Genomic DNA, 18,040 nt, shown 5'->3' with positions numbered 1-18,040 from the left:
TCAGCTTATACGCACTGATTGCCACAGCGGAAGCCGCGATTTGCACGCCCGGCTGCGACCGGCTCAGAGCGTGAAGAACTTCGACAGCTTCAGGCCTTGCGCTTGGTAGTTCGACGCTACCTGGCCGTAGGCCGTCTGCGGCGGTTCGAGCATCGGCTCATAGACAAGACGGGCGATCGGCTGGCCGTGCTCGAGAATGAAGGGGACATCGCGACCACGCACTTCCAGCACCGCCCGCGCCCCGACACCGCCCGCCTCGGCTGTGCCAAAGCCCGGGTCGAAGAAGCCGGCATAGTGGGCGCGGAACTCGCCAATCTCTGTGGCGATCGGCGCCATTTCGGCCGCCTCGCCACGGCCGATCTCGACCGCCTCGCGCGATGCCAGGATGTAGAACTCACCCGGATCCAGAATGAGGCGCCGATCCGGCGCCCGCAGCGGCTCCCAATAACGGCTCGCCGCATGTCCGCCGATCCGCGCAAGGTCGACGAGCCCGGAATGACGACGGGCCCGATAGCCGACAATGCCATCGCCAAACCCGGCCAGGTCAACGCTGACGGTGACTTCGCGCAAGGTCGAATGCGCCCCTTGGCGAAACCGGACCTGGCTGAGACGGTCGCCCTCACGGGCAAGGATCGAGAAGGTGCAGGGCGATATCTCGGCATAGAGCGGCCCGTCATACCCGACCGGGGCCTGATCGAACGCAACCCCGCGATCGGTGATGACACGGGTGAAGACGTCGATACGACCGGTTGAACTTTTGGGATTCATCGCGGCAGTCAGACCGGCGGGCAATTTGAGGCCTTCCTGCAGTGGCGCGAGATAGACGCAACCTGTCTCCAAGACCGCGCCGGCGGTGAGATCGACCGTGTGCATGACCAGATCATCATCGAGACGTTCGGCAACCGTGCGGTCCGGACCGGGCAGGAAGCTGGCCCGCAAGCGCCAGGCCTTGCTGCCCAGGCGCAAGTCGATACTGGCCGGCTGCACCTGGCCGTCCGCCAGTGCTTGCTGCGTGGTCAGGATACCCTGTCCGACGAGGGCGGCGAGATGATGGTCAGGTAGGATTCCGGTGTCGGCCATGGCTCTCGATCAGCATGTCTGGTGCGTGGCAGATGTCCAACATCCAGCCCGCCCTGTCCAGCGATGCTGACCGTGGGGGTTGAGCCGGCCCGCCCGCAGGTTGATGATGGCGGCGAATTCAGAACCGACCGGCGGCACAGGGCGTGCCGGTCACAGGGGCGCTCCATGTACCAGCACGAAAGCTGCGGCGTGCGGATCAGTGTCAGTCCGGACTATCTCGAAGACGAAAGCACTCCGGACGAGGGGCGCTATGTCTGGGCCTATACGATCGAGATCGAAAATACCGGCGAGCAACCGGTGCAACTGATTGCCCGCAAATGGGTGATTACCGACGCCAATGGCCGCACCGAGCATGTGCAGGGCATGGGCGTGATTGGCGAACAGCCGGTCATCGAGCCCGGTGAGCGCTTTCGCTATACCTCCGGCGCACCGCTGCCGACCCCGTCCGGCTTCATGAGCGGCAGCTATGAAATGCGCCGCGGCGATGGTGAGAGCTTTGCCGCCACCATCCCCGGCTTCTCGCTCGACCGCCCGTCCGACCGGCTCTGGCTGCATTGATCCGATGAACGCCTCCGCCCGGCACGTCTTGGCCCAGGAAGCCCTGCAACCGTGACCCAGGCCCTGCGGCAAGTCCTCTTCATGATCGGCATGATGGTCACCGTCTTGGCCGTGACCATGCTGGCGCCTGCCCTAGTTGATCTCGTCGATGGCGACCAGGAGAGCGCCACAGCCTTCATCCTCTCCGCCGTGATCGGTGTCTTCATCGGCGGCGCCGTGACACTGGGCACGCGCGGCCCGGTCGGCGACATGCCGCCGCGCGGCGCCTTTGTCCTGATCGTCGGCGCATGGTTAGCACTGGCACTGTGTGCGGCGCTGCCGTTACGCCTGTCCGGCGAGGGGTTGAGCTGGACCGATGCCGTTTTTGAGTCGATCTCGGGCCTGACCACGACCGGGGCCACGGTGATCACCGGCCTCGATTACCGACCGCCGGGCCTGCTGCTGTGGCGGGCCATCCTGCAATGGATTGGCGGCATCGGGATCATTGTCACCGCCATGGCCTTCTGGCCGATGCTCGGCATTGGCGGCATGCAGCTCTTCCAGCTGGAGAGCGGCGACAAATCCGACAAGGTCTTGCCGCGCGCAACCCAGATCGCTGCCGGGATCGCCATCATCTACCTGCTTTTGACGGTGATCTGCTTCCTTGCCTACATCGCGGTGGGGATGGACTGGCTGCCGGCAATTTGCCACGCCATGTCGACGGTCTCGACCGGCGGTTTTTCCACGTCGGACAATTCCATGGGCCAATATGTCCATCTGGGCGCCGACATGATCACGACGGTTTTCATCGTGTTGGCTTCCTTGCCCTTCGCCCTGTTCCTGCTTGCGGCAAGGGGGCGGTTCAGCGGTCTGTTTCGCGATGCACAGGTGCGTGGCTTCCTGCTCGTCATCCTGATGGCCTCGGTCGGACTCACAGCCTTGCTGATGCTGCAGGACATCCCGACCGACGATGTAGCGGCATGGCGCCATGCCAGCTTCAACGCGATCTCCATTATCACCGGAACCGGCTTTGCCACCACGGATTACGGACAATGGGGACCCTTCGCACAGGCTTGTTTCTTCATCTTCATGTTCATCGGCGGCTGTGCCGGCTCGACAACCTGTTCGATCAAGATTTTCCGCTTCCAGATCGCCGGCACCGCAATCCGCCGATACCTGGCCCGGCTGCTTCGCCCCAATGCAATCATCCCCATGCGGTATAATGGCCGACCGGTATCGGAGAGCATCCTGCATTCGGTGCTGGGCTTCTTTTTTGTCTTCTTCGCGGTTTATGCGGTCTCGGCGGCCCTGCTGTCCGCCTTGGGACTGGACCTGATCACGGCCTTGTCCGGTGCGGGCACCACGCTGACCAATACCGGCCCGGGACTCGGCACCCTTATCGGGCCATCGGGCACGTTCCAGCCACTGTCCGATCCGGTGAAATGGGTACTGACCGCCAACATGTTCATCGGGCGGCTGGAAGTCCTCGCCGTGCTTGTCCTGCTCAGCCCGCGCTTCTGGCGCGCCTAGGGGGCGCTGTTCAGCCCGCCACCTCGTCCGGCGCGAAACGCCAGTCGCGATTGCAGTATTCACAGGTCATCACGATGGCCCCGTCAGCCTCCATCTCGGCCCGGTCATCGGCCGGGAAAGAGGCGATGATGCGCCGCAGGCGTTCACGCTCGCAGGAACAGCGTTTGGTGACAGCCGCCGGCTCGAGCAGGCGAACACCGTCCTCATTGTACAGGCGATAAAGAAGCGCCCCGGCAGACAGGTCAGGATCCAGAAGCTCGGCATCCTCGACCGTCTCGAACAGGGCACGGGCGTGATCCCAGTCCTCCTCGGCCGACCCGCGGGCTTCGTCACCCGCCACCGACTGGAGCAGGGCCCCGCCGCCGCGCCATTGCCGCGCCGCATCGCCGGTCCATATCTCGCCGATCGCACAACGCAGCCGGGTCGGCGTTTGCTCGGACTGACGGAAATAGGTTTCGGCGACCTGGCTCAGGCTCTCGCCTTCCAGCGCCACCACGCCCTGATACTGGTCCATATCCGGCCCGTGATCGATGGTCATGGCGAAGGAACCGCGCCCGAGCAGGGTCGACATCATCGCTTCCGGCGCGATCTCGGCGGCCAAGGCCGCATCCACCGCATCGCGGTCCATCGAGGCAAAGCCCCGAACGCCCTCGCCGGTGACGTATTCAGCAACGAGAAAGCGGACCGGTCCATCACCCTGGGCCTGCACGATCAGGCGACCGTCAAATTTCAGCGCAGCACCGACCAGCGTGGTGATCAGCACGGCCTCGCCCAGCAGGCGCGCGACCGGTTCGGGATAGTCATGCGCCGACAGGATCTCGTCGAGCACGGCGCCCTGCCGGGTGATCCGCCCGCGAACGGTGCGGCCTTCAACCTGAAAGCCGGCAACAATATTGTCGTGTTCACCGAGCGGGTCACTCACGGTCGAAATCCTTGTTGATCATCCAAGCCTGACAGGATCAGGCGGTTGGTTCCAGAGCAGCCAATGCCTCGTCCAGCACCGCGACAGCCTCGCTGGCATCGTCCTTGGTGATGACCAGCGGAGGCGCCATGCGCGAGACATTGTCACCAGCGGCGCCGATCAACAGATGACGGTCGCGGGCGAGGCCCACCAGCTTTTTGGGGTCGAAACCCGGCTTCAGTTTCATGCCGATCAAGAGGCCCTTGCCGCGCACTTCCTCGATCTTGTCGGGATGACGGTCCATCAGCCCATGCAATTGCTGGCTGAGATAGTTGGAGACCTCGACCACCTGGTCGAGGAAGCCATCCGAGGTGAGCTCGTCAAACACGACATTGCCAACCGCCATGGCCAGCGGGCCGCCGCCATAGGTCGACCCGTGCGTGCCGACGACCATGCCTTCAGCCGCTGCTTCCGTAGCGAGACAGGCGCCCATCGGGAAACCACCGCCAATGCCCTTGGCCGCGGCCATGATGTCCGGCTCGGCGCCCTCGATCCATTGGTGGGCAAACAGCTTGCCGGTCCGGCCGGCACCGGACTGGACTTCATCATAGACCAGCATCAGGCCGTGCTCGTCACAGAGCTGGCGCAGACCGCGCAGGAAGCTGTCCTCGGGGGCGCGCACACCGCCCTCACCCTGGACCGGCTCGACACAGATGGCAGCCGTCTCGTCGCTGATGGCATTCTTGACCGCGTCCAGGTCGCCAAACTCGACCTGGTCAAAGCCTTCCATCGCCGGACCGAAGCCCTCGAGATATTTCGGATTGCCGCCGGCATTGATCGCGCCATAGGTGCGGCCGTGAAAGGCGCCGGTGAAGGTGATGATGCGATAGCGCTGCGGATTGCCGTTCACATAGTGATAGCGACGCGCCGTCTTGAGCGCGCACTCCATCGCCTCGGCACCGGAATTGGTGAAGAAGACGCGGTCGGCAAAGGTCGCCTTGGTCAGCTTGTCGGCCAGTTCGACACCGGCCGGCACCCTGAACATATTGGACAGGTGCCAGAGCTTGCCGGCCTGCTCGGTCAGCGCCGCGACCGCCTTGGGATGCGCGTGACCCAGGCAATTTACCGCAATGCCCGAAATGAAGTCGAGATACCCTGCGCCATCGCCCGTATACAGGCGCGCGCCCTTGCCATGGTCGAAGACCAGATCCGGCGGGGCATAGGTGTCCATCATCGGTGCGGGCATGTCGTGTCCTCCTGGAGTGTCCGGCTGGCTATCCGGCCCGGTCTTGATGCGGGCCTTTCCTCTCCTCTAGGCCGCGCCGATCAGCTCTTCAAGCGCCAGCCTGCATGCAGGAGCGCATAGCTCACCGCGCCCAGTGCAAGGTTGATCACGGCGAGCAGGACAACACCAATCAGCAGGTTGCCATCGGCATGGCCGGTGAAACCATAGCGAAAGCCGTCGATCATGTAGAAGAAGGGATTGAAATGACTGATCGTTGCCAACGGTCCGGGCAGATTGGTGATGGAATAGAAAGTGCCCGACAGGAAGGTCAGCGGCGTGATCACGAAAGTCGTGACCGCCGCCATGTGGTCGAATTTCTCGGCCCAGAGTCCGCCGACAATACCGATCATCGACAGCATGGCCGCCGCGCTGAAACCGAAATAGACCACCGCCCACCAGTGTGTCGGCATGACATCAATGAAGGGTACCAAAGTGATGGCCGTGACGGCCGCAACCAACACGCCGCGCGTCATCGCACCGGCCGTGAAGGCGATAAAGAGCTCCAGCGCCGAAAGCGGCGGCATCAGGAAGTCGACGGTATTGCCCTGGACCTTCGAGACCAGGATCGAAGAGCCGGAATTCGCGAAGGCATTGTTCAACAGCCCCATCAGGATCAGGCCCGGCGCCAGGAATTCCGCGAACGGAATGCCGCCGACATCACCGCGCCGCGCTCCGATGGCGACAGCAAAGACAGTCATGTAAAGCAGCGTGGTTGCGACCGGTGCGAGCACGGTCTGCATGCCGACCTTGAGGAATCGCCGAACTTCCTTCTTGTACAAAGTCCAAAGACCCAACCCGTTGAAAAGGCCGAATTTCTTGGGCTGTGGAAAATCGGTTAAGGCAGCGTTACTCATATCGAATTACCCTTAATTTCCCGGTAACCATCTTCGTTAACGATTGGTGTTGCAAGGGAGCTTTCCACAGGTATGACCATAACCCCATCTTGTGGCACCGCTCCGCGTGGGTACAATATCTAGTGTAATTAAACATGCATTGAGCAATGCGCGGTTTACCATCATCAAGGTAGGCAAGCGCATCCCAAACGGGAGACTAGGGCGATGGCTTGGACTGACGAACGCGTAGAAGAACTCAAGAAACTCTGGTCGGAAGGCCTGAGCGCGAGTCAGATTGCGAAACAGCTCGGTGGTGTGACCCGCAATGCCGTCATTGGCAAGGTGCACCGTCTTGGTTTGTCAGGTCGGGCGACCCCGTCGCGACCGGCCCGCCGCACCGCCAAACCCTCCCGCCCGCGCGCAACAACGGCTTCCACCGCGCCGGCTCGCACCGTTGCGCGCCCCTCCCCCTCAGCGCCCCCGGCTGCAACGCCGGCGCCGGTGGAGCCAGCCGTCCTTCCGTCCGGCGAATTCGCCACCGTGCTGACGCTCCGCGAAAGCATGTGCAAATGGCCGATCGGCGATCCGTCCCAGTCGGAATTCCGTTTCTGCGGCCGCAAGACCGACACCGGTCAGGCCTATTGCAACGCGCATTCCGACATGGCCTACCAGCCGAGCCAGAAACGCCGTCGCCGCAATTCCGACGCTTCGGCTGCACTCGACGCAATTGCTGCCACGCGCCGCTATAATTTCTGACCCGACCCCTCACCCAGGTACCGGGACAGACAATGGCCGCCTCGTTTTCGAGGCGGCCGTTTTTTTGCCGAAATCCCGGTTCCGACCATATCCCGCAAGCACCAGCCTCGCCTCTGCGCCAAGTGACCACATATTTTGCTCGGCAACGTATAGACTTATACAAACATTAAATTTGCGATCTCCACAAAACTTGGAATAAGACCAAGTTTGCGCATAATAGCGCTCATCTGTTCAGGAGGTCACGATGGAAGCCAAATCAAAAAATCGCACTCTGAATAGGATTTACAACTTAACGGGAAATCCCGATGAGTGCGTGGAAGCTTACAAGGAGTGGGCTGATCATTACGAAGAGGACACCGTAGACGGTATGGGCTATGTCGCGCCGGCCGTGGTCGCCGAGAAGCTGGCAAGCCTCGCCAAGCTGGACGGCAAATCGGTTCTTGATGCCGGCTGCGGCACCGGCCTCGCCGGTGTCGAACTGGCGGAACGCGCCAGCGCGCTGATCGACGGCATGGATATTTCGCCGGACATGCTCGACCTCGCCCGCAAGAAGGGGGCGTATGAGGATTTGCGAACCGCCGACATGACCGGCCCGCTCGACTACAAGACCAACCAGTATGACGCGGTCATGTGCGTCGGCACCTTCACCCACGCCCATGTCGGCCCGAAGGGTTTCGACGAGTTGGTCCGCATCACCCGCCCGGGCGGTCTGATCGTCGCCACCGTGCATGAGGACGTCTGGGACGCCGACGACTATCTGGCCCATCTCAAAGGCCTGGACGCCTCCGGCGCTGCCCGCCTCAAGGAGTACGATGTCGCCCCTTATCACCTGCACAAATGCCGGCTTGTGGTACTGGAAGCGGTTTAGCGCCCAATGACGCCTAGCGAGTGAAGCTCGACGCGATCACGCATTCACATCAAACGCATAGCCGGCCGAACGCACGGTGCGGATCGGGTCACGCTCGTCCTTGTTGTTGAGCGCCTTGCGAAGGCGGCCAACATGGACGTCGACGGTACGGGCCTCGACATAGACGTCCGACCCCCAGACCGCGTCCAGCAATTGTTCGCGCGAGAAGACCCGGCCCGGGTGCTGCATGAGATAGTCCAGCAGGCGGAACTCGGTCGGCCCGAGATGGATTTCGCGATCGGCACGGCGCACCCGGTGGGCGACCCGGTCCATGGTGATATCGCCGGCCTCGATCACGTCCTCGGCCAGGCCCGGACGGATGCGGCGCAGCACGGCACGGATGCGGGCAAACAGCTCGGTCATCGAAAAGGGTTTGACGACATAGTCGTCGGCGCCGGTATCGAGACCGCGCACACGATCCGTCTCCTCGCCGCGGGCGGTGAGCATGATGATCGGCACATTGGCCGTTTCCTGGCGACCGCGCAGGCGGCGGCAGACCTCGATGCCGGACACTTTCGGCAACATCCAGTCGACCAGCACCAGGTCGGGCGTGGTCTCCTCGGCCTGCATCAGCGCGTCTTCGCCATCAGCGGCAACCGCAACGGTGTAGCCCTCCTTCTCCAGATTGTACTGAAGTAGGGTGGCGAGGGCATCTTCGTCTTCAACGACAAGGACTTGGGGTTTCATCGACCGGCTCCGGGCTATCGATCAGCTATGGCTCAGGACTTGCCGTCTTCGACCAGTGGCGACGCGGTCACCATGAAGTGGACGGCTTCGGCAATATTGGTGGCATGATCGCCGATACGTTCGAGGTTCTTGGCGACAAACAGGATGTGCACACCCGGGCCAACCAGGCCGGAATCCTCGGTCATCGACAGCAGCATCTCGCGAACCAGCGTGTTGTAGCGCTCGTCCACCTCATCATCGGAATGCCAGACCCGCACGGCCGGTTCGACATCGGCCGAGGACAGGGCGTCCAGCACTTCGCGCAATTGCTTGATGACGATAGCGCCAAGGCGCTCGACCTGCTGGGTCAGCGAGACCGGGGCATATCCGGCCAGATCGCCGGCGCGATAGGCGATATTCTTGGCCAGGTCGCCGACACGTTCGAGGTCGGTGGCGATCTTGAGTGCTGAAATCGTCATGCGCAGATCCGTCGCCAGCGGCTGGCGCAGGGCAAACAGGCGCAGGACGCGTTTTTCCACGTCGACCTGCAAAGCATTGACCTGGGCTTCGCGGGCCTTGATGTCCGGCTTGACGCTGGCATCACGGCGGACAACCGCAGCGATGGCCTTTTCAAGCTGGGTCTCGACCAACCCGCCCATGCGGGCAAGATCGTCGGCGAGCTGATCCAGCTCCTCGCCATAGGCGGTGACGATATGCGCAGTTCTTGAAAGCGCCATGACTGGCCCCCTTCTCGATGGATGCAGCGGCCTAGCCGAAGCGTCCGGTGATGTAGTCCTGCGTGCGGGTGTCGCGCGGGTTGGTGAAAATGTCCTCGGTTGGCCCGTACTCAACGAGGTTGCCCATATGGAAGAAGGCGGTCTGCTGGGAGACCCGCGCCGCCTGCTGCATCGAGTGGGTCACGATGATGATGCAGTAATTCTCGCGCAGCTCGTCGATCAGCTCCTCGATCCGCGCCGTCGCGATCGGGTCGAGGGCCGAGCACGGCTCGTCCATCAGGATGACTTCCGGATTGACGGCTATGGCGCGCGCGATGACCAGACGCTGCTGCTGGCCACCCGACAGGCTGGTGCCCGGATGGGCAAGCCGATCCGACACTTCCGCCCACAGGCCGGCCTTGTGCAGGGCATTCTCGACGATCTCGTCGAGTTCGGGGCGCGACAGGGCGAGGCCATGGATACGGGGTCCGTAGGCGACATTGTCATAGATCGACTTGGGAAACGGGTTCGGCTTCTGGAACACCATGCCGACGCTCGCGCGCAGCACGACCGGGTCGATCGACTTGTCGTTGATTTCCTGGCCGTCAATGGTCAGTGAGCCGCCGACCTTGGCGCCCTCGATCGTGTCATTCATGCGGTTCAGGCACCGCAGGAAGGTCGACTTGCCGCAGCCCGACGGGCCGATGAAGGCAGTTACCGAGCGATCGGGAATGTCGATCGAGACATTGTGCAAGGCCTGTTTGCCGGAATAGCTCACGGTCACGTCGCGCGCAGCGACCTTGATCGGCAGCTCGTCAGCCGGGTTGTGAATAGCGTCGGTCATGGATCTACCATCTCCGCTCGAAGCGACGGCGCAGATAGATGGCCAGGGCATTGAAGCCGATCATCAGCGCGAGAAGAACAAGGATTGCGGCGGCCGTGCGCGCCTCGAAGGCCCGCTCGGCGCCATCCGACCACAGGAAAATCTGGACCGGCATGACGGTGGCGGGTTGGGTAAAGCCTTCCAGGCCCAGCGTCGGGGCGTCAGCAATGAAAGCGACCATGCCGATCATAAGGAGCGGCGCGGTTTCGCCCATCGCCTGGGCCAGGCCAATGATGGAACCGGTCAGGATGCCCGGCGCCGCCAGGGGAAGAACATGGTGGAAGACGGTCTGGGTCCGTGAGGCCCCCACGGCCAGCGCCGCCTGCCGGATCGATTGCGGCACAGCCTTCAGCGCCGCGCGGGTCGCAATGATCACCGTCGGCAGCGTCATCAAGGACAGGACCAGGCCACCAACCAGCGGCGCTGATCTCGGCAGGCCGAACGCATTGATGAAGACCGCCAGGCCCAGCAGGCCGAAGACAATGGAAGGAACGGCCGCGAGATTGTTGATATTGACCTCGATCAAAGCCGTGAAGCGGTTCTTCGGCGCGTATTCTTCCAGATAAAGTGCCGTGAAGACGCCGATCGGGACCGAGATCGTGATGGTGATGATCATCGTCAGGATCGAACCGAACAAGGCACCCTTGACGCCGGCAAGTTCCGGCTCGCGGCTGTCGGCATTGGCGAAGAGATAGGTGTTGAACGCGGAACTGATCACGCCGCGGGCCTCGAGGGCCCGTGTCCAGACGATCAATTGATCGCTCACCCGGCGGCGCTCGGCCGGCGTGTCGATCACATAGAGCGTCCAGTCTGACATGGCGTCGACCGGCTCTGAGCCGAGCAGGAAGCGGCCGCTCGCCGTCGCCCCGTCTGCAGCGATACTGGTCAGCGCAACTGCCCGCCCGTCGACTTCGACCAGCACACTCGGCAAGCTGGCATCGAGTGCCAATGGGCCAGCGTCCCGCTCCAGGGTCGCGCGGATGTCGAGCGCCCGGCGCCGGTTGAGCTCGGCATCATAAAGCATGTCCTCGGCGTCATTGCCGGACAGGCCTTCGGCGCGTTCAGCCAGCGTGTCGGCCTCGACCTCGAGCAGGGTGGCACGGGCGCGCAAGGTGCGGGCAAACTCGCCCGCGAGGTCGCGAAAGTCGGTCGCGCTGGAACGCACCGTCACGGCATCACCCTCGACCGACAAGGACAGCGCCCCGTCGGTATCAAGGACCCGGTCCTCGACCAGCAGGCCCTTGAGGTAAAGGTCGAGATCATCTGCCAGCGGCATGGTGAAGACATGCCGGCTACCGATCAGCCCGGGATTTTCAAGCACCTCGTCCATCAGGCGGGTCGCGTTGAGCGCGGTGTACAGGCTGAACAGGTTGCGCAGGTCACGGCGCGCCTGCACCTCCGGGAACTCGGCCCGCATCGCACTCTGCAAGACACGGCTATAACCACCCCGGCGCAGCGACTCCTCGCTGCCATCGCCAAGCGGATCAATGACCTCGCGTTCAAGATCGACCGTCAGCTCCAGCTCATTGACCGTGAATGCCGGTAGGCCGCCGGAAACGATCGAGCTGAGCAATACGATCAGAATGCCAACGGCCGCCGCAACGGCGGCGAGACCGGCGGCACGAAAGCGCAATTCGGCGCGATAGCGCGCGCCGAGATTCTTGCTGACGGCGGACCGGATCGGCGAGATGTCGGGGGTATCAGTCATATTTTTCCCGGTATCTTTGCACGACGCGCAGCGCGATGACGTTCATCAGGAGGGTGATGACAAACAGGACCAGACCGAGGGCAAAAGCCGACAGGGTTTTGGGGCTGTCGAATTCCTGGTCACCAGTCAGCAACATGACGATCTGAACCGTGATGGTGGTCACCGATTCCAGCGGATTGGCGGTCAGGTTGGCGCCTTGGCCGGCGGCCATCACCACGATCATGGTCTCGCCGACGGCACGCGACACGGCCAGCAGGACAGCCCCGACAATGCCCGGCAAGGCGGCTGGCATGATCACGCGGCCGATTGTCTCGGATTTGGTTGCGCCCATGGCATAGGATCCGTCCCGCAGGGATTGCGGCACCGAATTGATGACGTCATCGCTGAGCGAGGAAATGAAGGGGATGATCATCACCCCCATGACCAGGCCGGCAGATAGCGCGCTCTGGGTCACCACGTCGTCAATGCCGACCATGGCAAAGAAGCTGCGGATGGCCGGCCCGACGGTGAGCAGGGCAAAGAAGCCATAGACCACGGTCGGAATGCCGGCGAGGATTTCCAGGATCGGCTTCGCCGTCAGGCGGAAGCGCGGCCCGGCATATTCGGACAGGTAGATCGCGGACAGAAGACCGATCGGGACTGCGACAACCATTGCAATCAGGGTGATCATCGCCGTGCCGGCAAACAATGGCACGGCCCCGAAAGCGCCGGACTGGCCGACCTGATCAGCCCGCAACGCAATCTGCGGCGACCATTGCAAACCGAACAGGAATTCGGTCAGCGGCACGGTCGAGAAGAAACGTATGCTTTCGAACAGCAGCGAGAAGACAATGCCGACCGTTGTCAGGATCGCGATGACCGACGACAGGAACAGCATCGCGGTAACCAGGCTTTCGACATGATTGCGGGCTCGGAAGGCGACTGCGACTTGGCCGCGTGTCCGGATCAGACCGGCCACGGCGAGGGCGAGCGCCAGTCCGGCGAACAGGTTGCGCATCTGGGTGTCATGACGCGCCATGACCGCAGCCGCCGCATCGAGTTCATCGCTCGACCGGCTCGCCAGACCGTCGGTGGCGATCCGGCGGGCATCCGACAAAAACAGCTGGCGGCGTTCCCGCGGAGCATGAACGAGTTCAAACCCGGCCAGCGCACGCAGACTGGCCCCGTCCTCGGCAGCGGCACGGGCGACCGCATCCCGCAACATGTTGCGACGGGCCAGCCGGGCCTCCTCGGCCGTCGCGATCTGATTGACCAGCTCGGTCTGTTCGACCCCCAGCGCCTCAAGCCGGTGGGGGTCACGATCGCTGCCGCTGGCGTCGCGCAAATCAGCCATCGAGTTGGTGATCGCTGCGGCCCGCGCACGCAGCATGGTGAGGGCTTCCTCCAGATCACGCGTGGCGGTGTCGGCGACTAGTCCGGCCTCGAAATCGGCGGTCAGCACGACGGCGTCGCGGCGCAGCTCGCTGGCCGTCAACCGGTCAACCAGCGGAGTTCCGAACATGCCGTAGACGGCGAGCAGGAGAAACGCGGGAAGCCCGGTCCAGATCGCTACATAATAGCCGTGATAATTGGGGAGGGAATGCAGGCCCGCTGTCGCGCCGGCGACAGCCGCGATCGCACGCGAACGACCGACATAGAAGGCGCCGGCCAGCATCACGATGATCGCGAGAGCGACTATGGCGATAATCGACATGCAATTCCCCTCGGCTCGCCGATGGTGGTCGGGTTTCGTTGGCACCGTGCTGCGTGGTACGCCCGGTGCGCGCTCCGTTTATGACAGTCGGGCTACAGTTTTGTGACAGCGCCCGAACTGCCTGCAGGGATATTCCGAATTTTGCCTCAAGCCCTTGGTGTTTGAGACGTTTTTGGCATGCGTTTCATGACAGGCAAAAACACGGTGAAAACAGAACCAGCGCCCGGCAGGCTCTCGACCGTGAAGCCGCCACGATGCCGGTTGATGATGTGCTTGACGATGGCGAGACCGAGGCCGGTGCCCTCCCTGGGACCGCTCTTCTGACCATCAACGCGGTAGAATCGCTCGGACAGCCGCGGCAGGTTCCGGCGCTCGATCCCCTTGCCGGCATCGCGGATCCGGACCGCCACGAACCGGTCGGCTGCATCCGAACTGGGCGCGGCCAGGGTCAAACGACTTGCCCCCTCGCCCAACAAGAGGCCCGGCCGCTCGGCCTGGTCACGCGTAAGATCATTGCTGAGCTGCAGCGTCACCGTCGCGCCGGGTTCGGAATACTTGATTGCGTTTTCGACCAGATTCATCACGACCTCGAGCAATTGATCGCGATCCCCCATCGCCGTCGCCGGGTCGGCCTCGACGGACAGGGTGATAGATTTCTCGGTGATCTGCGGTCGCAGAACGTCAACGACGTCATCAATGATCGCAGCCATGTCCGCAGTACCGCCCGGCAGTACGTGTTCGTCCATTTCGACCCGGGACAGCGACAGCAGATCATTGATCAATCGCTGCATGCGTTCGGTCTGATCGAACATGATGCCGAGGAAACGGTCGCGCGCGTCCGGGTCGTCCTTGGCATGGCCGCGCAAGGTCTCGATGAAACCGGCCAATGACGCCAGCGGCGTCCGGAGTTCATGACTGGCATTGGCCAGAAAGTCAGCCCGCATGCGGTCGGCCCGCTTGATCGAGGTTTCATCGGACAGCACCAGCATGGCGCGCCAGGGCTGCGCCGGATCACCCTGCGACGCGACTGGCGCGACGAAGGCCCGGACATGACTCTCAACCGGCGCCATCATCGAATACTCCACCGGGTCGACAGTTTGCCCGCGCAGCGCCGCGCTGACCGCCTCAAGCACTTGCGGCTGGCGCAGCACGGCCGACAAATGCCCGGTCACCGGGCCGAGACCGAGAAACTCGCGCGCCGCCGGATTGGCAATTTCAATGCGACCTCCGGCCCCGATGAGCAGGACCGGAATGGGCAGGCTGTCCAACATCAGCTTGGCATTTGCCGGGCTGTCGGGACCGCTGGCCTCATGCTCGCGCCGCGACGCCGGGTCCGGCAGCGGATTGAGGGTTGTGCGCACGGTCAGGTAATAAAAAGTCGACAGGGCCGCGATGGTGGCGATCGCCACCACGGTTTCCAGCAGTCCCAGCTCGCCGAACAGCCAGAACAGGATGAGCACCATGCTGCCGAGCGCAGCGACCGCCGCTGTGTCGCGCCGCCTGATCCGGATCAGCGGCGCCTCTGAGTCCCTTTTATTGCTCAAGTTTTAGTCGCCTTCGCACTGATGATGCGTCATGTAGCGCGCCAATCGGGCGCAAAGCTTGACCGGAGCGCCCTGTCGCGCGCCGCTTCTAGCGTGATTTGCATCCAAATGACGAGCCTGCGGCATCAAAGGTGTCATGGCAGGCGGACGACATCACGAATTTCGAGAGAGTTTTCATGCCATTCGCTATGCATTTAGTGTTTTTCGATAAAAATCTGTTGACTTTCGCTATGCCCTTCCTAGGATGCAATTCCAATTCAGATCAAGACGTGCGGGGACAACGCATGGCAAAACGTTTGCTAGTAATCGCCACAGCACTGGCCACCGCTTCCTGCAGCACGATGCAGGCCTTCGAGACGCGGGAATTCAGTGCCGATGGAACCCTTCCCCCGGCACCGACCTCCTGGTCGGCCGGGACGGGTGAAGCCGGCGCCGAACTGGCCCGCGACTGGGTCGCCTCCCTCCAGGATGCGCGGCTGACCGCTCTCATCGACGAGGCCTTCGCGGGAAATCCGTCCCTGGCCCAGTCCTTGGCACGGTATCATGGTGCCCGGGCCGCCGCCCGCATCGACGGTGCGCGTTTCCTTCCACAGCTTGACGGCAGCGCCAGCTATACCCGCACCGAGCGTAACACCGGTGCCGGATCGGACAGCGTCAGCCTGGGGCTGTCCGCATCCTGGGAAACCGACCTGTGGGGTGCCCTCCGCGACAACTCACGCGCCAGCGGCCTCAACGCCGAAGCCGCGGCCGAAGACGTGCGCGCCGCGCAATTGTCGGTCGCCGGACTGGTGGCCAAGGGCTGGTTCTCGCTGATCGAAGCCCGCCAGCAGACCGAATTGGCCGAACGCGATGTCGCAACGCGCCAGAGCTCACTCGACCTTACTGAACGCCGGTTCGCCCGCGGACTGGTCCGCAGTTCGGACGTTCGTACCGCCCGCAGTGCGCTGGCCTCGTCGGAAGCGGCCCTCGCCTCGCGCCAGCGTGCCGAAGCATCGTCCGCGCGCAGCCTCGAAACCCTGCTTGGTCGCTATCCGTCCGCCAGCCTCGCGCCGGAAGGCGACTTCCCGGAGCTTGCCACCCTTGGCGGGCTGGGCACGCCGGTCGACCTGCTCGGTCGCCGCCCGGATGTGCGCGCCGCGCGTGATCGCCTCGATGCCGCCGGCCTGCAGTCTGAGGCCGCAGCCAAGGCCCTCATTCCGAGCCTGTCACTGCGCGGATCGTCCGGTACCGGCGGTGTCGACGTCTCGGACATGTTCGACCTCGACACGCTGGTCTCCAGCATCACGGCGTCGCTTGTGGCCCCGATTTTCGATGGCGGCACCTTGCTGGCGCAGCGTGATCAGGTCTATGCCAATGCCGAAGGCTTGGTCGCGAGCTATGTTTCGACCGTGCTGACCGCGTGGCAGGAATCGGAAAACGCGATCCATGCCGACGCCATTCTCGCCCAACGCGTCGAGAATTTGCGCCAAGCCTATGAAGAAGCCGCCGCTGCCGAGGATCTTGTGGTCCGCGAATATGCCCGCGGCGTCTCGACCATATTCGAACTGCTGACCGCCCAGTCGCGGCGGATCAGCGCTGAAAGCCAATACATCTCGGCGCGTCGCGAACGTGTGACCAATCGCGTCGACCTCTATCTCGCCCTCGCCGGCGATTTCTCCGCGGCCCAGTCCGCAGACCCGGCCGCGCACACAGGAGAATAATCATGGGTAAGTTTCTCGGACGTTTTTTGATCCTGATCGTTGTCGGCGCAGTCGGCATTGGCGTCATCATCAGCCTGGTGGCATCACAACAGCGCCCTGAGCGCGCCAATGCGGCACCGCGGCCGGTCGCGGTCTTTGTCGACGAGGCTCGGCTGGACACCATCGCGCTGCAAGTGACGTCGCAGGGCGAGGCGCGGCCACGCACCCAGATCAATCTGGTTCCCCAAGTCGCCGGCCGTATCACTTTCGTGAACCCCGACTTCATCGAGGGCGGTTTCTTCGAAGCCGGCGAGACCCTGGTCCAGATCGAGGATGCCGACTATCGCCTGGCCGTGACCCGCGCCTCGGCGCAGGTCGCCCAAGCCCAGCAAGCCTTGGTCCGCGAACAGGCCGAATCCGAACTGGCTGCCAGCGAATGGGCCGAGCTCGGTGACGGCGAGGCGTCTGCCTTGACGCTGCGCGAGCCGCAATTGGCCGAAGCCCGGGCCCAGCTGGCCGCCGCCGAAGCCGCGCTGCAATCGGCACGCCTCGACCTGCAACGCACCCGCATTTCTGCACCCTTCAGCGGTCGCGTCCGCGTCAAGAATGCCGATCTCGGCCAGTATGTCTCTCCGGGCACGCCGCTGGGTGAGGTCTTCTCGACCGATGCCGTGCTGGTCCGCCTGCCGCTGACCGATCATGAACTCGGCCTGCTGGGCATTCCGATCGCCTATAATGCCGGCGGCGATGGCGAAGGCATGCCGGTCCAGCTGCGCGCCGCCCTCGGTGGCAGCCAGCAAACCTGGCAGGGCCGCATCACCCGCACCGACAGTGCCATCGACCCGCAAACCCGCGTCCTCTACGCGATTGCCGAAGTGACCGACCCCTATGGCGCCGGCGCATCGAACGGGACGCCGCTGGCAGTCGGCCTGTTTGTCACGGCCAGCATCACCGGACGGGATGTGGAAAACGCCTACATCCTGCCGCGGTCAGCTCTGCGCGGCCAGAACAGCGTCTATGTCGCCGAAGAAGGCGGAACGCTGTCGGTCCGCACGGTTGAGGTCATCGACTCCAACTCCGAGCGGGTCGTGGTCTCGTCCGGTGTCCGTGGCGGCGAAATGGTCGTCACCTCGCCGATCCGCGGCGCCAGTGATGGCATGCGCATCCAGACATTCGACGCCGAAGGCACAATGATAGCGTCCCATTCAGCAACCTATGACGAAGAAGACACGGCCGAAGGCCTGGCTGAAACCGAAACCGGCGAAGCTGACAGCGAAGCTGTCGCAAGCGCCGGTTGATCGAACAGTCCCCAGGGAGGAATA

General features: G+C 63.3%; 16 protein-coding genes. 6 read left to right on the top strand and 10 right to left on the bottom strand.

Annotation, left to right across the window (positions count from 1 at the left end):
- Nucleotides 1–63 precede the first annotated feature (63 nt).
- Nucleotides 64–1,080, bottom strand: a complete 1,017-nt coding sequence (locus tag AWH62_RS01955; RefSeq protein WP_075188759.1) for a 2'-deoxycytidine 5'-triphosphate deaminase — start codon at nt 1,078–1,080, stop codon at nt 64–66.
- Nucleotides 1,081–1,245: 165 nt separating this feature from the next.
- On the opposite strand from AWH62_RS01955, the gene apaG reads away from it, so the two are divergent.
- A complete protein-coding gene (gene apaG, locus AWH62_RS01950) occupies nt 1,246–1,638 on the top strand; it encodes a Co2+/Mg2+ efflux protein ApaG (RefSeq protein WP_075188970.1) in 393 nt (130 codons plus the stop codon).
- Between the two features lie 51 nt (nt 1,639–1,689).
- Nucleotides 1,690–3,147 carry a TrkH family potassium uptake protein gene (locus AWH62_RS01945; RefSeq protein ID WP_083634914.1) on the top strand — a complete coding sequence of 486 codons (1,458 nt, stop codon included), beginning with the start codon at nt 1,690–1,692 and terminating at the stop codon, nt 3,145–3,147.
- A 10-nt stretch (nt 3,148–3,157) separates the two neighbouring features.
- Here the strand turns inward: AWH62_RS01945 and AWH62_RS01940 are convergent, their stop codons facing one another.
- The 3 genes from AWH62_RS01940 to AWH62_RS01930 form a co-directional block, all read right to left on the bottom strand.
- On the bottom strand, nt 3,158–4,078 hold the full coding sequence (locus AWH62_RS01940) for an Hsp33 family molecular chaperone (protein WP_075188758.1): 921 nt from the start codon (nt 4,076–4,078) through the stop codon (nt 3,158–3,160).
- Between the two features lie 28 nt (nt 4,079–4,106).
- Entirely contained in the window at nt 4,107–5,294 is a 1,188-nt protein-coding gene (locus AWH62_RS01935; RefSeq protein WP_075188757.1) for an aspartate aminotransferase family protein, read from the bottom strand.
- An 80-nt stretch (nt 5,295–5,374) separates the two neighbouring features.
- Nucleotides 5,375–6,187: an ABC transporter permease gene (locus tag AWH62_RS01930; RefSeq protein ID WP_075188756.1), complete on the bottom strand. Its 813-nt coding sequence runs from the start codon at nt 6,185–6,187 to the stop codon at nt 5,375–5,377.
- Nucleotides 6,188–6,391: 204 nt separating this feature from the next.
- On the opposite strand from AWH62_RS01930, the gene AWH62_RS01925 reads away from it, so the two are divergent.
- Together AWH62_RS01925 and AWH62_RS01920 are read left to right on the top strand one after the other, a co-directional pair.
- Nucleotides 6,392–6,922, top strand: coding sequence for a GcrA family cell cycle regulator (locus AWH62_RS01925; RefSeq protein ID WP_075188755.1), 531 nt, complete (start codon nt 6,392–6,394; stop codon nt 6,920–6,922).
- Between the two features lie 313 nt (nt 6,923–7,235).
- The gene (locus tag AWH62_RS01920; protein WP_233128232.1) at nt 7,236–7,790 is read left to right on the top strand and encodes a class I SAM-dependent methyltransferase; all 555 of its coding nucleotides are present in this window, start codon (nt 7,236–7,238) and stop codon (nt 7,788–7,790) included.
- Nucleotides 7,791–7,826: 36 nt separating this feature from the next.
- Here the strand turns inward: AWH62_RS01920 and phoB are convergent, their stop codons facing one another.
- The 6 genes from phoB to AWH62_RS01890 all read right to left on the bottom strand — a co-directional run bounded on the left by phoB (nt 7,827) and on the right by AWH62_RS01890 (nt 15,039).
- The gene (phoB, locus tag AWH62_RS01915) at nt 7,827–8,516 is read right to left on the bottom strand and encodes a phosphate regulon transcriptional regulator PhoB (protein ID WP_075188753.1); all 690 of its coding nucleotides are present in this window, start codon (nt 8,514–8,516) and stop codon (nt 7,827–7,829) included.
- Nucleotides 8,517–8,548: 32 nt separating this feature from the next.
- Nucleotides 8,549–9,232: a phosphate signaling complex protein PhoU gene (gene phoU / locus AWH62_RS01910; protein ID WP_075188752.1), complete on the bottom strand. Its 684-nt coding sequence runs from the start codon at nt 9,230–9,232 to the stop codon at nt 8,549–8,551.
- A gap of 31 nt (nt 9,233–9,263) precedes the next feature.
- On the bottom strand, nt 9,264–10,055 hold the full coding sequence (gene pstB / locus AWH62_RS01905; protein ID WP_075188751.1) for a phosphate ABC transporter ATP-binding protein PstB: 792 nt from the start codon (nt 10,053–10,055) through the stop codon (nt 9,264–9,266).
- Between the two features lie 4 nt (nt 10,056–10,059).
- Nucleotides 10,060–11,802 carry a phosphate ABC transporter permease PstA gene (pstA, locus tag AWH62_RS01900; RefSeq protein ID WP_075188750.1) on the bottom strand — a complete coding sequence of 581 codons (1,743 nt, stop codon included), beginning with the start codon at nt 11,800–11,802 and terminating at the stop codon, nt 10,060–10,062.
- Nucleotides 11,795–13,495 (bottom strand): phosphate ABC transporter permease subunit PstC, encoded by a 1,701-nt coding sequence (pstC, locus tag AWH62_RS01895; RefSeq protein ID WP_075188749.1) that lies wholly within the window; start codon nt 13,493–13,495, stop codon nt 11,795–11,797. The genes pstA and pstC overlap by 8 nt, the downstream gene beginning before the upstream one ends.
- A gap of 146 nt (nt 13,496–13,641) precedes the next feature.
- Nucleotides 13,642–15,039, bottom strand: coding sequence for an ATP-binding protein (locus AWH62_RS01890; protein ID WP_233128231.1), 1,398 nt, complete (start codon nt 15,037–15,039; stop codon nt 13,642–13,644).
- A 284-nt stretch (nt 15,040–15,323) separates the two neighbouring features.
- On the opposite strand from AWH62_RS01890, the gene AWH62_RS01885 reads away from it, so the two are divergent.
- Nucleotides 15,324–16,739 carry an efflux transporter outer membrane subunit gene (locus AWH62_RS01885; RefSeq protein WP_075188748.1) on the top strand — a complete coding sequence of 472 codons (1,416 nt, stop codon included), beginning with the start codon at nt 15,324–15,326 and terminating at the stop codon, nt 16,737–16,739.
- Nucleotides 16,740–16,741: 2 nt separating this feature from the next.
- On the top strand, nt 16,742–18,016 hold the full coding sequence (locus tag AWH62_RS01880; RefSeq protein WP_075188747.1) for an efflux RND transporter periplasmic adaptor subunit: 1,275 nt from the start codon (nt 16,742–16,744) through the stop codon (nt 18,014–18,016).
- Nucleotides 18,017–18,040 lie beyond the last annotated feature (24 nt).

This window comes from Maricaulis sp. W15, assembly GCF_001924955.1.
Taxonomy (GTDB): domain Bacteria; phylum Pseudomonadota; class Alphaproteobacteria; order Caulobacterales; family Maricaulaceae; genus Maricaulis; species Maricaulis maris.
The sequence above is the reverse complement of the archived record's forward strand: the minus strand, read 5'-3'. Positions and strand labels throughout refer to the sequence as shown.